General features: G+C 75.9%; 13 protein-coding genes. 4 read left to right on the top strand and 9 right to left on the bottom strand.

Annotated elements, in window-relative coordinates; translation table 11 throughout:
- Positions 1 to 94: 94 nt before the first annotated feature.
- From ACFV0O_RS05270 to ACFV0O_RS05235, 8 genes are all read right to left on the bottom strand, one after another.
- On the bottom strand, positions 95 to 904 hold the full coding sequence (locus ACFV0O_RS05270; protein WP_380336606.1) for an AMP-binding protein: 810 nt from the start codon (positions 902 to 904) through the stop codon (positions 95 to 97).
- Complete coding sequence (locus ACFV0O_RS05265) at positions 904 to 1,137, bottom strand: phosphopantetheine-binding protein (protein ID WP_380336603.1); 234 nt, start codon at positions 1,135 to 1,137, stop codon at positions 904 to 906. The genes ACFV0O_RS05270 and ACFV0O_RS05265 overlap by 1 nt, the downstream gene beginning before the upstream one ends.
- Positions 1,134 to 1,883 (bottom strand): isochorismatase family protein, encoded by a 750-nt coding sequence (locus tag ACFV0O_RS05260; protein WP_380336600.1) that lies wholly within the window; start codon positions 1,881 to 1,883, stop codon positions 1,134 to 1,136. The genes ACFV0O_RS05265 and ACFV0O_RS05260 overlap by 4 nt, the downstream gene beginning before the upstream one ends.
- A gap of 30 nt (positions 1,884 to 1,913) precedes the next feature.
- Positions 1,914 to 3,572, bottom strand: a complete 1,659-nt coding sequence (locus tag ACFV0O_RS05255; protein WP_380336597.1) for a (2,3-dihydroxybenzoyl)adenylate synthase — start codon at positions 3,570 to 3,572, stop codon at positions 1,914 to 1,916.
- Positions 3,569 to 4,780, bottom strand: a complete 1,212-nt coding sequence (gene dhbC, locus ACFV0O_RS05250) for an isochorismate synthase DhbC (protein WP_380336595.1) — start codon at positions 4,778 to 4,780, stop codon at positions 3,569 to 3,571. Before dhbC ends, ACFV0O_RS05255 begins: the two co-directional genes overlap by 4 nt.
- Positions 4,781 to 5,012: 232 nt before the next feature.
- On the bottom strand, positions 5,013 to 5,795 hold the full coding sequence (locus ACFV0O_RS05245; protein ID WP_380336593.1) for a 2,3-dihydro-2,3-dihydroxybenzoate dehydrogenase: 783 nt from the start codon (positions 5,793 to 5,795) through the stop codon (positions 5,013 to 5,015).
- Between the two features lie 365 nt (positions 5,796 to 6,160).
- Complete coding sequence (locus tag ACFV0O_RS05240; RefSeq protein WP_380336698.1) at positions 6,161 to 6,670, bottom strand: GNAT family N-acetyltransferase; 510 nt, start codon at positions 6,668 to 6,670, stop codon at positions 6,161 to 6,163.
- A gap of 121 nt (positions 6,671 to 6,791) precedes the next feature.
- On the bottom strand, positions 6,792 to 7,943 hold the full coding sequence (locus ACFV0O_RS05235; protein WP_380336590.1) for a CapA family protein: 1,152 nt from the start codon (positions 7,941 to 7,943) through the stop codon (positions 6,792 to 6,794).
- Between the two features lie 251 nt (positions 7,944 to 8,194).
- Between ACFV0O_RS05235 and ACFV0O_RS05230 the strand changes: the two genes are divergently transcribed.
- The 4 genes from ACFV0O_RS05230 (at position 8,195) to ACFV0O_RS05215 (ending at position 12,330) form a co-directional block, all read left to right on the top strand.
- Complete coding sequence (locus ACFV0O_RS05230; protein WP_380336587.1) at positions 8,195 to 9,070, top strand: universal stress protein; 876 nt, start codon at positions 8,195 to 8,197, stop codon at positions 9,068 to 9,070.
- Positions 9,071 to 9,204: 134 nt separating this feature from the next.
- The gene (locus tag ACFV0O_RS05225) at positions 9,205 to 10,497 is read left to right on the top strand and encodes a M48 family metalloprotease (protein ID WP_380336584.1); all 1,293 of its coding nucleotides are present in this window, start codon (positions 9,205 to 9,207) and stop codon (positions 10,495 to 10,497) included.
- A 30-nt stretch (positions 10,498 to 10,527) separates the two neighbouring features.
- The gene (locus tag ACFV0O_RS05220; protein ID WP_380336581.1) at positions 10,528 to 10,950 is read left to right on the top strand and encodes a MarR family winged helix-turn-helix transcriptional regulator; all 423 of its coding nucleotides are present in this window, start codon (positions 10,528 to 10,530) and stop codon (positions 10,948 to 10,950) included.
- A 123-nt stretch (positions 10,951 to 11,073) separates the two neighbouring features.
- On the top strand, positions 11,074 to 12,330 hold the full coding sequence (locus ACFV0O_RS05215) for a PP2C family protein-serine/threonine phosphatase (protein WP_380336578.1): 1,257 nt from the start codon (positions 11,074 to 11,076) through the stop codon (positions 12,328 to 12,330).
- A 120-nt stretch (positions 12,331 to 12,450) separates the two neighbouring features.
- Here the strand turns inward: ACFV0O_RS05215 and ACFV0O_RS05210 are convergent, their stop codons facing one another.
- Positions 12,451 to 13,863: an ABC transporter substrate-binding protein gene (locus ACFV0O_RS05210; protein WP_380336575.1), complete on the bottom strand. Its 1,413-nt coding sequence runs from the start codon at positions 13,861 to 13,863 to the stop codon at positions 12,451 to 12,453.
- Positions 13,864 to 13,945 lie beyond the last annotated feature (82 nt).

Raw genomic sequence — 13,945 nt, 5'->3', positions numbered from 1 at the left:
GGGGGGTGGGTGTTGGGGTGTTGGTGGTCGCAGGGGGGGCCCCTCTCCCCCTCCCGCGGGCCGCCGTCGGCCCTCGTCCGGGTACCGCCCGCCGTCACCCGCCCAGCAGCGCCGTCGGCGCCACCCGCACCGCCGTCACGCCCAGCTCCCGGACCAGCGCCCCGACCTCCCCCTCCCGCTGCGGGTCGGCGAGCACCACGGCGGCACCCGTCCGCAGCGGCCAGAGGAACTCCCAGAACGGCAGGCCCAGTTGCAGGACGCGGTCACCCGGCCCGAGCGGATGCTCGGCCTGCAGCTCGCGCACCCGCCGGTCCGCCTCGGCATGGGTGACCCGGACGGCCGTCGGCCGCCCGCCCGGACCGTACCCGACGCAGAGCAGGTGCTGCGGCGTGAGCGCCCGCGGCGGGTCGGTGGGCAGCTCGCCGGCCGTCTCCAGCCCGGTGAGCGCCCCCGGCACGCCCTCCCCCAGCACGCACACCGGCGTGTTCTCCGCGAGCAGCCGCTCCCGCCGCCCGGGCGCGTCCGCCGGGTCCAGCGGCAGGTAGGCCGCACCCGACTTCACCACCGCCAGCAGCGCCGTCAGCAGCTCGGCCGGGCCGCGGGCGCCCGCCAGGCCGACCACCGCGCCGGGGCGGGCCCCCCGGGCGGCCAGGACGCGCGCCAGCCGGTTGGCCGAGGCGTTCAGCTCCCCGTAGCTGACGGTCCCCCCGCCCGCGAGCACCAGCGCCGGCGCGTCCGGCGTCCTGGACGCCTGCGCCTCGACCGGCCCCACCAGCGTGGTCGCCGGGTACGTCACCGCACGGCGGGGCAACGCGGGCACGACGGTCGGCGCCTCCCCCCGGACCGGTGGGCGGGCGTCCTGCGGCACCGCCCCGCGGGCGGCCTCCCGTACGAGCGCCTCCATCAGACCGCGCCCAGCAGCTCGGCCCAGGCCTCGACCGCCGGACGCTCCGCCAGCCGGACGAACGCCACCTCGGCGCCCTCCGCCCGCCAGCGCTCGGCGAGCGTCATCAGCCGGATGGAGTCCAGCCCCCAGTCGACCAGGTTCTCGTCCAGCGGGATGTCCGCCGGGTCCTCGCCGAGCAGGTCGGCGACCTCGGCCCGGATCCGCTCCACCGTGAAACCCACGCCCGTCACTTCCCGTCCACCTCGTCCGACTTCTTCGATCCGGCCGGCTTCTTCGGCTCGGCCGGCTTCTTCGGCTCGGCCTGCTTCCTCGACTCGGCCGTGCCGTCCCGCTCGTCCGCGCCGCCCAGTCGGGCGCGCACGGCCTCCGTCGTGGTGACCACGCCGCAGCGCCCGGCCACCCACTCCAGCGCGGCCCGGTGCTCGGCCGGACCGAAGTCGGCGACCGCGTCGGCCACCACGAACGCCTGGACGTCCCGCATCCAGGCGTCGCAGGCGGTGACCTGCACCCCGATGTGCGCGTACACCCCGACGATCACCAGCTGGTCGCGGCCCTGCTCGCGCAGCATCCGCTCCAACCCGGTGCGCACGAAGGCGCTGTACTTCCACTTGGTCAGCACGGTGTCGCCCGGCGCCGGCGCGACGGCGTCGGCGATCGCGGTGGCCCGCGGGTCGTCCGGGATGCCCGGACCCCAGAAGTCCTGCTGCAGTCCGCGCTCGGCCGGGCTCTGCCCGCCCAGTTGCGCCGAGTACACGACCGGGACGCCCGCGGCACCGGCCGCCCCGGTCAACCCGGCCACGTTGGCCAGGAGTTCGGGCACCGGGGCGGCCCCGGTGTCGTAGGCGCCCAGGAAGTGGTTCTGCAGGTCGTGCACCAGCAGCACCGCGCGCGCCGGGTCCACCGTCCAGGAGACCCGGTCGGCGGGCAGCTCCTCGGCGGTGGGCAGGGGATAGGAGGGAATGCGGGGCAGGCCCACGGTGGTCGTTCCTTAGCAACTAGGGTGAAATCACTTGGCGGTGAGGGAGGCCGCGATGGCCGCGCGCAGGTCCTTCTTGCTGACCTTCCCGATGCCGGTGGCCGGGAAGGCCTCGACGAACTCGACCCGGTCCGGCACCTTGTAGTCGGCCAGCCCGCGCTGCCGCACGAACCGCTTCAACTCGACGCCCTTCGGCGGCTGTTCGCGATGATCGGCGCGGAGCACCACGTACGCGCAGGTGCGCTCGCCCAGGTAGGGGTCGGGCATCGACACCACCGCCGCGTCGTGCACGGCGGGGTGCGCGAGCAGGTGGTTCTCGATCTCCTCGGCGGCGACCTTCTCGCCGCCCCGGTTGATCTGGTCCTTGGCCCGCCCCTCGACCACCAGGTGACCGGTCGGGGTCCGCCGGACCAGGTCGCCGGTGCGGTAGAAGCCTTCCGCCGTGAAGGAGTTCGCGTTGTGCTCGGGCGCGTTCCAGTAGCCGCGGATGGTGTACGGACCGCGCGTCAACAGGTGGCCGGTCGCGCCGTCGGGCAGGTCCCGGTCCTGGTCGTCGACCACGCGGACCTCGTCGTCCGGGGAGATCGGACGGCCCTGGGTGGTGGTGATCAACTCCTCCGGGTCGTCCAGCCGGGTGTAGTTGACCAGCCCCTCGGCCATCCCGAACACCTGCTGGAGCGTGCAGCCCAGCACCGGACGCACCCTGCGGGCGGCCTCCGTGCTGAACTTGGCCCCGCCGACCAGCAGCACCTCCAGGCTCTCGTACCCGCGGGCGCCGCGCTCGGCGGCGTCCAGCCAGAGCAGCGCCAGCGGCGGCACCAGGCCGGTGATGGTCACGCCCTCGCGCTCGATCAGCGGGAAGGCCGTCTCCGGGTTGGGCTGCGGACACAGCACGACCCGGCCGCCGGCGTACAGCGTGCCGAGCGAACCCGGCGAGCTGAGCGGGAAGTTGTGGGCGGCGGGCAGCACGCACAGGTACACGCTGTCCGCGTCCTGCGCGCACAGCTCGACCGATCCGCGCAGCGAGTAGATGTAGTCGTCGTGGGTGCGCGGGATCAGCTTCGGCACGCCGGTGCTGCCGCCGGAGAGCTGCAGGAAGGCGACGTCACCCGGCTCGGGTCCGCTCGCCGGTCCGGGCCCGTCGCAGGGCACGTCCGCCAGCCGGACGTGCTCCCCCGCGTCCTCCCCGGCCACCAGGACCAGTCGCAGCGCGGGGTTCTCCGCCCGGACCCGGGAGGCGAGTTCGCGGTAGTCGAAGCCGCCCTCGACGGCCGGCACGACGTACGCCGCCGCGCCCGTGAAGGAGCAGAAGTACCCGATCTCGGTGTACCGGTGCGCGGGCAGCGCGAAGACCGGCAGCGCGCCGATCCGGAACAGCGCGAAGACCACTTCGAAGAACTCGGCGGCGTTCGGCAGTTGGACCACGACGCGGTCCCCGGCCCGGATCCCCCGGGCGAGCAGCCCGGCGGCCATCCGGTCGGCTCTCAGGTCGAGTTCGGCGTACGTCCAGCGCCGCTCCGCCACGGCCACCGAGTGGCCGCCCGGGTCGACGACGGCGGTCCGCCCGCCGTGTGCGGCGGCGCGTTCGCGCAGCATCCGCCCGAAGGTCTCACCGCGCCAGTACCCGGCGGCCCGGTAGCGCTCGGCGAACTCGGCGGGGTACGGGGTGAACCCGTCCGACGGCGTCACCGGGACACCCCCGCGGCGTCCAGGAAGGTGCGGAACTTGGCGCTGGTCTCCGCGAGTTCGGCCTCCGGTAGGGACCGGTCGACCACCCCCGCGCCGGCGTACACCCGCAGCGTCCGCTCATCGGCCTCCGCGCACCGGATGGTGACCACCCACTCGCCGTCGCCGGCCTCGTCGCCCCAGCCGACCATGCCGGTGTACAGGCCCCGGTCGAACGGCTCGACCTCGCCGATGACCCGGCGCGCGACGTCCGTCGGGGTGCCGCAGACGGCCGGGGTCGGGTGCAGCGCGCAGGCCAGCTCCAGGGCGGAGACCGCCGGGTCGGCCAGCTCGCCGCTGATCGTGGTGGCCAGGTGCCACATCGCGGCCGTCCGTACCAGGGTGGGCCGTTCGGGCACCTCCAGGGTGCGGCAGTACGGCGCCAGCGCCTCGCGGATGGCGTCCACCACCACCGCGTGCTCGTGCAGGTCCTTGGGCGACTCCAGCAACGCGGCGGCGCGCCGGACGTCCTCGCCGAGGTCCTCGCTGCGCGGCACCGAGCCCGCCAGCGGGTTGGCCAGCACGGCCGTTCCCCGCCGGGAGAGCAGGAGTTCGGGGCTGGCGCCGATCAGCGTCCGACCGCCGCCGGCGGGAACGGCGAAGGTGTAGCCGCCCGGGTCACGGCGGCCCAGCCGCTGCAGGATGGCCGGCAGGTCGAGCGGCTCGGCGGCGCTCAGCTCCAGCGTCCTGGCCAGCACCACCTTGCTCAACTCCCCGTCGCGCAGCCGCTCGACGGCCGCCGCGACACCCGCACCGTACGCCTCCGGCTCGGGCACCGGCCGGATCCGCCACTCGACCCGCTCGGCGGGCGGCGCGGGCAGCGCGATCAGCGGGTCGTCCCGCATCGCCCCGGCGGTCCGGACCCGTTCGGGCACGGCGAGCTCGGCCCGGCTGTCCCGGTCGAACGCCACCGCACCGACCACCAGCGGCCGTTCGACCCCGGCACGGGCCGCCTCGGCCAGTGTCCCGGCGACCCGCACGGGCAGTGGCCGCCCGTCCTGCGGCACCCGGGCGCGCACGCCGGAGGCGAGCAGGGTGCGGGTCGGCGAGGCGAAGAACGCCTCGTCGGAGGCGGCCCGGTACTGGCCGAGCAGTCCGCTGGCCGCGCCGATGACGGCGTGGTCGGGGCCGTCGGCGAGGGGGGCCGCCGGGGCGTGGGGCACCGTGGTCACGGTGGGTTCTCCAGTCTGGGACGGGTCTACGGGGGAGGTCGCGGTTCTTCGGGGGAGGTCGCGGTTCTTCGGGGCCGGCGGGAGTCCGGGGGCCGGCGGGCCTTCGAGCAGGCGGCTGGCCTTCGGGGAGCCGGCTGGCCTTCGGGGAGCCGGAGGGCCGGGGCCGGCGAGCCGGGGGAGGTCGCGGAGCCGGGGCGAGCGGCGGTTCGACGCGAACCGCCGGGCGGGCGGGTCAGGCGCGCAGGGTCGCGCCGCCGTCGACGTACAGGTCGTGCATGGTGATGTGCCGCGCCCGGTCGGAGGCCAGGAACACCACGGCCTCCGCGATGTCGGCGGGGGCCGCGATCCGTCCGAGCGGGATGCCGACCCGCCAGGCGGCCAAGTCGCCCTCGATCACCCGCTGTTCGGCCGCTTCGGCGTCCTCGCCCCACAGCGCGCGCTGCATCTCGGTGTCGGTCGAGCCGGGCGAGACGACGTTGCACCGCACGCCGGACCGGGCGAGTTCCAGCCCCAGGCAGCGGGTGAACATGGTGGCCGCCGCCTTGGACGCCGCGTAGGCGGCCATCCCGGCCCGGGGCACCCCGGCGGCGTTGGAGCCGACGGTCACGACGGCCCCGCGCCCGCGCTGCGCCATCCGCCGCCCGACGGCACGGCCGGTGTGGAAGACCCCGGTGGTGTTGACGGCGAAGGTGTCCGCCCAGTCGGCGTCGGTGAGTTCGACGACCGGAGCGGTGCGCAGGATGCCCGCCACGTTGGCGAGCGTGGCGATGGGGCCGAGCCGGCTCTCCACCGACTCGACCACGTCGTCCACGGCCCGGGCGTCGGACACGTCCAGGACGTAGGGTCTGACGGCCGGGAGCTCCGCCGCCAGGGCGTCGAGCGCACCGGCGTTGCGGTCCACCGCCGCGACGACGGCTCCCTCGGCCACCAGCGCCCGGACCACGGCCGCGCCGATGCCCTGCCCGGCTCCGGTGACCATCGCGACGGTACCGGCGAATTCGGACTGTTGCTGCACAGGACATCCCCTCCGACCAGCAAGATTAGGCAAGCCTAACCTAACACAGTTGTTCGCCTACGCCGAGATCCTGTGCGACCGTCAATTCGAACGCCGGCCTGTCCCGGCCGCGGGAGGGGGCCGGACGATCCGCCCCACCGAGCGCGCGCCACCACCCCGGGCTGCACAACCCCGCCCCGCCGACGGACACGGCCGACCGCCCCGCGGACGGACCACCGGCGACCGGCGAGAGCCGGCCACACGACAACCGGCCGCACGGCACCGGGCCGCCGTCCTGATTCCGCCCAAGCCCCCGCCGCCCCGGCCGGGTTCACCCAGCTCCCCGCCGGCGCCCGGACGCTCGGCGGCGCCCGGCGGCGCCGGGACTACCACCCCGCCGGACGGTGATGGATCCGGTCGAAGCCGTCGTAGCCCCCGCCGTCCAGGTGCTCGGCCCGCAGCAGGCCGGCCCGTAGGGCCACCCGTCGGGAGGTGAGGTCGGCGGGGCGGACGCGGGCGATCAGCGGGAGACCGGGCTCGGCGGTGCTCGCCCAGGCCACCACGGCGGTGGCGACCTCGCTCGCCGAATCCCGGCCCCAGGCGGCGGGAGGGAAGCGGTGGAAGAGGTTCAGGACCGGCAGACCGTTCGGCTCCATCGGATTGACGCCGCAGAAGCCCGGCACGGCGGAGTAATCGTGCGCCCGGACGGTCCAGTAGCCGTAGCCGCGGCGCCGCCACACGGCGCCCCGGCTCCGGCGGCGCTCCTCGGCCTCGGCCCGGGCGGCGAGGGCGTCGGAAGGGTTGTGGAGGCAGGCGGCCCGGTCGCCGTGGACGGCGAGGACGGCCTCGACGTCACCCGCGGCCGGCCACCGCGGCGAGAGTCGACGGGTCGTCAGTTTCTCGTGCCCGGTCGCGGGGTGATGCTACGAGGACGTCACGGCGCTGCGGCTGTGGTTGCGGCTGCGACAGCGACAGCGACAGCGACAGCAACTGCGACAGGCGCAGCGGGCCTTCGTCCTACGGCGAGGCGGGGGCGGCCGCGGGGGCCTTCGGCGCCGGGGTGAGGCCCGCGCAGCCGCGGAGGCCGTCGCGGCGCTTGAGGGCGGCCTCCGCGGCGGCGCCGGTGACCGGCTGCGGGACGCCCTTGTCGTCGATGGTGGCCGGGTCGAAGGCCTCGCCGGTCACCTTGCCGTCGGCGGTGAGGGTGAGGGTGGTGACGCCGGTCTCGTTGGAGTTCGGGTAGTTGGAGGTGCCGTACCAGAGGAAGTTGCCGAAGCCGTACCCGACGTAGGTGTTGCCGAGCATGCCCGAGCCGACCATGGTGTGCGCGTGGGTGCCGACCACGGCGGTGGCACCGGCGGTGGCGAGCTTCTTGGCGATGGCGGTCTGCGGGGCGGTCGGGCAGGCCTTGCCCTCCTCGCCCCAGTGCAGGTAGACGAGCACGACCGGGGCCTGCCGCTTCGCCGCCTCGACCGCTTTGACCAGCGCCGGGACGTCCAGCGCGGAGGCGATGCCCGGCTTGTTCGCGCCGGCCCGCCACTTCTGGTTGGTGAGGTCCTCGACCTGGCTCGCGGCGACCACGGCCACCTTCACCCCGCGCACGGTGCTGACGTAGGGGGCGTACGCCTCCTTGGCGTCGCGGCCGACGCCGATCACCGGGATCGGCGAGGAGTCCTTGGCGGCGAGGGTGTCGGTGAGGCCGTCGGCGCCGAAGTCGACGGCGTGGTTGTTGGCCATCGAGACGACGTCGACGCCCGAGTCCTTGAGCGCCGAGAGCGCCTTGGGCGAGGTGCGGAAGGTGTACAGCTTGGGCTCCGGGGCGCCGCGCCCGGTGATCGCCGTCTCCAGGTTGAGGACGGACAGGTCGGCGTCGGCGAGGCTGCGGGATATCGGGCCGAGCGCGGGCTCGGGCGGCTGGACGGCCAGCCGGGCCTCGGTGCGGCCCTCGAAGTGGACGTCCCCGGCGAAGGCGACGGTGATGGTGCCGTCGGGCCGGGGCGCGGCGCTCTTGCTCGGGGCGGCGCCGGAGGACGGGGCGCCCGGGGTCGGGGCCGTGGCCGTCGGGGCGGGAGCCGCGCCCGCGGGCGCCGGGTCGGGGTCGTCCGGGCCGCAGGCGGTGACGGTGGTCAGTCCGACGAGCAGCGCGACGGCAGCCGCGACACGGCGCATGAGTGGTTCCCCCCGAGGACGATGCGAGAGCGGTCAGCCTACGCCACCGAATCACCACCCCTTGAGCCCTCACCCGCAACATTCCGGCCACAAAAGGACACCGGCGGGCCCACCTGTGGCCCACCCGTCCCAATCGCCGCGCCCGTCCCGGCCACGGTGTCCCTGGCGCGGCGGCGGGCGGGCGCGCAGCGTGGTGGTACGGGGGGTCGGCGGGTGCCGGTCCCGCGCCGATGCGGCGGAGGTGTGACGTGATGGGCAGCAACGAGGGCGGCAGCGCGGGCGGCGGACCGGTCGGCAGTCCGGTCGGCGGCGTCCCCGGCAGCCGCGCCCTCCCCGCCCGGGAGTGCCGGATCGTGGTCGGCATCGACGGTTCCGCACCGTCCAAAGCCGCCCTGCGCTGGGCGGTCGGCCAGGCCGTCCTGACCGGGGCGTCGGTGCACGCGGTGGCCGCCTGGGAGTACCCGTCGCTGTACGGCTGGTCCGCGCCGATGGTGGACGACGGCTTCGAACGGACCGCCGGCCGCACGCTGAGCGCCGAGATCGACGAGGTCCTCGGCCCGGAGCGCCCGGTGGCGGTCCGGGAGAGCCTGGTGCTCGGCCACGCCGCCGAGGTGCTGCTGGACGCGGCCGAGGACGCCGACCTCCTGGTGCTGGGCAGCCGCGGCCGGGGCACCTTCGCCCGGACGCTGCTCGGTTCGGTCAGCGCCCGCTGCGCGGTGTACGGCAGCTGTCCGGTGGTGATCGTCCGCTCCGACCGGATGGCCACCGCACCGGCACGGGCCGCGGCGGGGGCGGGCGCCGGGGCAGTCGCGGGGACGGGCGCCGGGGCGGGGACGACGCCGGAGGAGGACGTCCGGTCCACCGGGGCCGGCGGGCCCGCCGTGCGCACCAAGGACTGGCAGCTCACCCTGCACGTGGTCGAGGACCGGGACACCACCCGGGTGCACGCCGCCCTGGACGCCGACGGCCACGTCCTGCACAGCGACGCCCACTCCCGGCGCAACCCCGGCGACGCCCCCGCCCCGCGGATCGGCGACGAGTTCGCGGTCGGCCGCGCCCTCGTGGACCTCGGACACCAGTTGCTGCGCGCGGGCGTCCACGACGCGACCGGGCCCGCGGAGGAGTGACCACCCGCGGCCGGAGCCCGGCCGGGGCGCCGGATCCGCCCCGGCGCAGGAGTGCGCACCGCCCCGCCGGGTACGCCATGCTGAACCGCGACACCCGACCGGAAGACCGGACGACCGGAAGAGCCGCCCCCGCCATGGACACCACCCCCGACCGCCGGGCCGCCCCGGACCCCGACGCGGATCCCGGCCCCGACGCGTCCACCGCCGCGTCCGGGTCCACCGCCGCCCCCGACTCCAGCGCCGCCGACGCCCCCGACTTCACCCCCGCCGAGCGTGCCCGGGGCCGCGCGTTGCGCCGCGCCCAGCTGCCGTGGGCGCTGGGCGGCCGGCTGGCGGGTCTGGCCCTGACCCTGCTGCTCGGCCTCACCCCGGCCGGTGCCGGCCTGGTCACCGCCGTCGGCGGCTGGTTCGGCGGCTCCCGGACGGCCACCGTCCTGGCCGGCGCGGCGGCCCTGGTGGTCCTCGGTCAGGCGCTGCGGCTGCCGTTCGGCGCCGGGGCGCGGACCGTCCGCGCCCGCTACGGGCTGGTGACCCAGGGCTGGGCCGGCTGGGCGCTGGACGCCGTGCGCGGCCTCGCGCTCGCCCTCGCCCTCTTCCTCCCGCTCGCCCTCGGGCTGTTCGCCCTGACCGCCCGGTCGCCGCAGCGCTGGTGGCTGCCGGCGGCGGGCGCGGCGGCGGTGCTGACCGTCGCCCTCTCCTTCCTCCACCCGCTGCTGATCGAGCCGGTGTTCAACCGCTTCGCGCCGATGCCGCCGGGCGGGCAGCGCACCGCGCTGCTGGCGCTGGCCGAGCGGGACGGCGTCCGGGTGCGGGACGTCCTGGTGGCGGACGCCTCCCGCCGCACCACCGCACTCAACGCGTACGTCTCCGGGTTCGGGGCGACCCGTCGGATCGTCGCCTACGACACGCTGCTGGCCGCCGCCGAGCCGCGCGAGGTCGAGCTGGTGGTCGCGCACGAGCTGGGCCACGTCAAGCACCGGGACGTGCCGGTGGGCACCGCGCTGGGCGCGGTCGGGGCGGCGGTCGCGGTGGCCGTCCTCGGCCTGCTGGCGGACTGGCAGCCGCTGTTGGACGCCGCCGGGGTGACGGACGCGGCGGACCCGCGGGCGCTGCCGCTGCTGGCGGCGCTCGCGGCGCTGCTGGGCACGTTGTCGGGGCCGGTGCAGTGCGCGGTGAGCCGCCGGATCGAGGCCCGGGCGGACCGGCACGCGCTGGAACTGACCGGTGACGCCGAGCAGTTCGTGGCGATGCAGCGCAGACTGGCACTGGTGAACGTCTCCGATGTCGACCCGCCCTGGCTGCTTGAGCTACTGTTCGCCACTCACCCGAGTGCGACCCGCCGGATCGCCGCCGCCCGTGCCTGGCAGGCCGCGCCGGGACGGCCCGCACCGGAGCAGCGCGCCACCCCCGGCGAATCCGTTGTATAGTGCAACAAATTTCGAGGAGGTAGGAACGCCGTGCCCGGCCGCCAGTCGTCCATCGACACCATCCAGCGCGAGCTGACCGCCTTCGCCCGCCGCGCCCGGCACAAGGCCTCCCAGCTGCACCCCGACCTCTCCCTGGTCACATACAGCGTCCTCGACCTGATCACCGAGCGCGGCGGCTGCCGGGCCGCCGACGTGGCCACGCACTTCATGCTCGACAAGTCCACCGTCAGCCGCCAGGTCACCGCCCTGGAGAAGCTCGGCCTGCTGGCCCGCGAGGCCGACCCGGACGACCAGCGCGGCCAGATCCTGCGCGCCACCGAGGCCGGGCTGACCCTGCTGCGGGACGCCAACGAGCAACGCCGCCTGGCCTTCACCACCCGCTTCACCGACTGGTCCGACGAGGACGTCGCCCGCTTCGCCGCCTACCTGGCCCGCTACGGCGAAGAGGGCTGACCCGGCACGGCCGGCCACCCGGCAGCGCGGCCCGGCGGGAACGCCCGACGCGAACGCCCGACGGAAACGCCCGGCGGCCCTCCCGGGGTGCGCCCCTCCACCCCCACGGTGTACAGAGGAGAGGTGCCCCTCCGGCAGCGACCCGATGCGCCGCACCCGCCCGACCGCCGCCGCGCCTGGCGGCCGGACCCCCGGGTGCTGACGGCGCTGACGCTCGTGCTGATCGTGCTGATCGCCGTGGTCGACATCCTCTCCCCGCCGGACATCCACCTCGGCCCGCTGCTGATCGTCGCGCCCGCGCTCACCGCCTCCTTCGCCGGCCCCCGGGCCACCTTCTGGGTCGCCGTGCTCGCGCTCGCCGCGCTGACCGTCATCGGTGCCGTCCGCGACAGCCTGACCAGCGCCAACATCGAGACCCAGCTGAGCGCGCAGGTCGCCGTCTCCACCCTGATCGTCGGCCTGCGGGTGCTGCGCGAACGGCACGAGCGCGAACTGGCCCGGGTCCGGTCGGTGTCCGAGGCCGCGCAGCGGGTGCTGCTGCGCCCGCTGCCGGAACGGATCGGACCGCTGCACCTCGCCTCCGTCTACCTCGCCGCCGAGGCCGAGGCCCAGGTCGGCGGCGACCTGTACGCGGCCGCCCGCACCACCACCGGCACCCGGCTGCTGGTCGGGGACGTGCGCGGCAAGGGCCTGTCCTCGCTCGGCGACGCCGCCCTGCTGCTCGGCGCCTTCCGCGCCGCCGCCCACCTGCACGCCGAACTGCCCGACCTGGCCGCCTACCTGGACGGCAGCGTCAGCTGGGACCTCGCCCAGCTCGCCGAACAGTCCCGGCAGACGCGGCAAGCCCAGCAGGACCGGCGCGCCCTGCCCCGGGCGGCCCCCCGGGACGCCCCCGAGGAGGCCGGGGAGTCCGGCGAGTCCTTCATCACCGCCGTGCTGCTCGACATCCCCGACGACGGCTCACCGGTCCGCCTGATCGACTGCGGCCACCCGCCCCCGCTGCTGCTGCGCCCCGAGGGCATCACCACCCTCGCCGCCCGCCAGCCCGCCCCGCCGCTGGGCCTCGGCGAACTCGCCCCGGTGCGGTACGAGGTGGAGACCTTCCCGTTCCGGCCCGGCGACCGGCTGCTGATCTACACCGACGGCGTGATCGAGGCCCGCGACGCCCAGCGGCGCTTCTACCCGCTCACCGAACGCGTCGCCGCCTGGAGCGCCGAGCGCCCCACCGTCCTGCTCCACCGCCTCCGCGGGGACCTGCTCGCCCACGTCGGCGGCCGGCTGGACGACGACGCGGCCATGGTCGTGGTCGAGCGGCTCCCGGACGGCGGTCTGCGCGGGAGCCGCCCCACAGCCGGCCCCACGCCCCCGGACGGGCCCTGAACGCCGGACGGGCCCTGAACGCCGGACGGGCCCTGAACGCCGGCCCGGCTCCGGACGTCGGCCGGGCCAAGGTCCCAGGACGGGCACGGCCCCGGGCGGCGCCCGGGGCCGGTCCGGGACCTACGGCTTGTACGGCAGCTGCGGCACCTCGTAGCAATTGGTCGTCATCGACGGCACCTGGGTGACCCAGCCGCCCCGGCCGCCCTGCGCCGAGTCCTGCCAGCGGGCGGCGTTCAGGCAGGCGCGGGTCAGGCCGGTGGGCGGCGGCTGCGGGACGAAGGAGGCGGGCAGGATCAGGCCGTGCGCGTCGTACGGCTCGGCGCGGTTCATGAACGCCCCGACGCAGGCGCGGGTCGGGGCGGCGCCGCAGGAGTCCACCGCGTCGGTCAGCCACAGCGCGCCCGCCCAGCCCTCCAGTTCCCAGGCGGAGAGCTGCCCGGCCCGGTCCGGGTAGTAGCGGGCCATCGCGGTGCGGAAGTCGTGCACCGCCGGGTACTGCTCGTCCTCGTAGTTCAGGCTCGACGAGGTCGCCCAGAGCACGTTGCGGCAGTTCGGCGAGGCCTGGTAGTCGGTCCGTACCGACTCCGACCAGTTCTGCACGTTGGTGACCTTCGCCGTGACGGTCACCCCGGACTCGTCCAGCGCCCGGCACAGGGCCGCGTTGCCCCGGGTGTCCATGGCGTCGAACAGCAGCTGCGAGCCGTCGGCGCGCACGGCCGCGGCCACCGCCTGGAAGTTCGGCAGCGCGAAGTCCACCGTCTGCAGCAGCACCCGGTAGCCCTCCGCCTCCAGTCCGGCCTTCAGCTGCCCGGCGTAGCGCGCCGAGTCGGCCTGGTTGTACGCGACCACGGCGGCACTGTTCGCCCCCAGGCGCTGCTTGAAGAAACGGAACACCTCGGTGCTCTGGTAGAGCGTGCCGTTCCAGCCGACGGACTGCCCGTCGCGCGGCGCGGCACTGCCGTAGATCTCGTACAGGTGCGGCCAGCGGTCGTACGCCGTGCCGATCGGCTGACCGCCGACGTCCGGCACGGCCTTCCCGCTCACGTACGGGGCGCCCGCGTAGTCGAGGACGCTGCCGCTGACGAAGGCGAACACGTGCTCCTGGTCGATCAGTCGGTGCACGCAGTCCTGGTTGCCGACGCCGCTGCCGCCGTCGTCGCAGGTCACCACCCGGACCGTGCGGCCGTGCAGGCCGCCCCGGTCGTTCAGGGCCCGGAAGAAGGCCAGCGCGCCGTACCGGGGGCCGCTGAAGACCTCGCTGCCGACCGGGCTGGTCAGGGAGGTGACGATGCCGATCCGGATCTCGCCCGCCGTGACCCCGGTGTCGGAGGCCGGATTGCCGCTGGTCGCCCCACCGGTCGCGCCCGGGGTCGGGGCCCGGGTCGCCCGGGCGGTGAAGGCGCCCTCGGGCAACCGGGTGCCGCAGCCGGCCGGCACCGCGGACAGGAGCAGGGCGAGGACCGCCGCCACGACGCGGCCGGGCCCGCGGCCGGCCCACGCCGCGGCGGGCCCGCGCCGCGGGCGGGCTGCCACCGCGGGTCGTGGACCTGCTGCTGTTCGGCTGCGCCACCCGCGACGTCAGCGATACCGCCACCGCCCACATAGTGGAGACCCA

The sequence above is a fragment of the Kitasatospora sp. NPDC059577 genome (assembly GCF_042735475.1).
GTDB lineage: Bacteria > Actinomycetota > Actinomycetes > Streptomycetales > Streptomycetaceae > Kitasatospora.
This window is presented reverse-complemented; position numbering and strand designations above follow the sequence as displayed.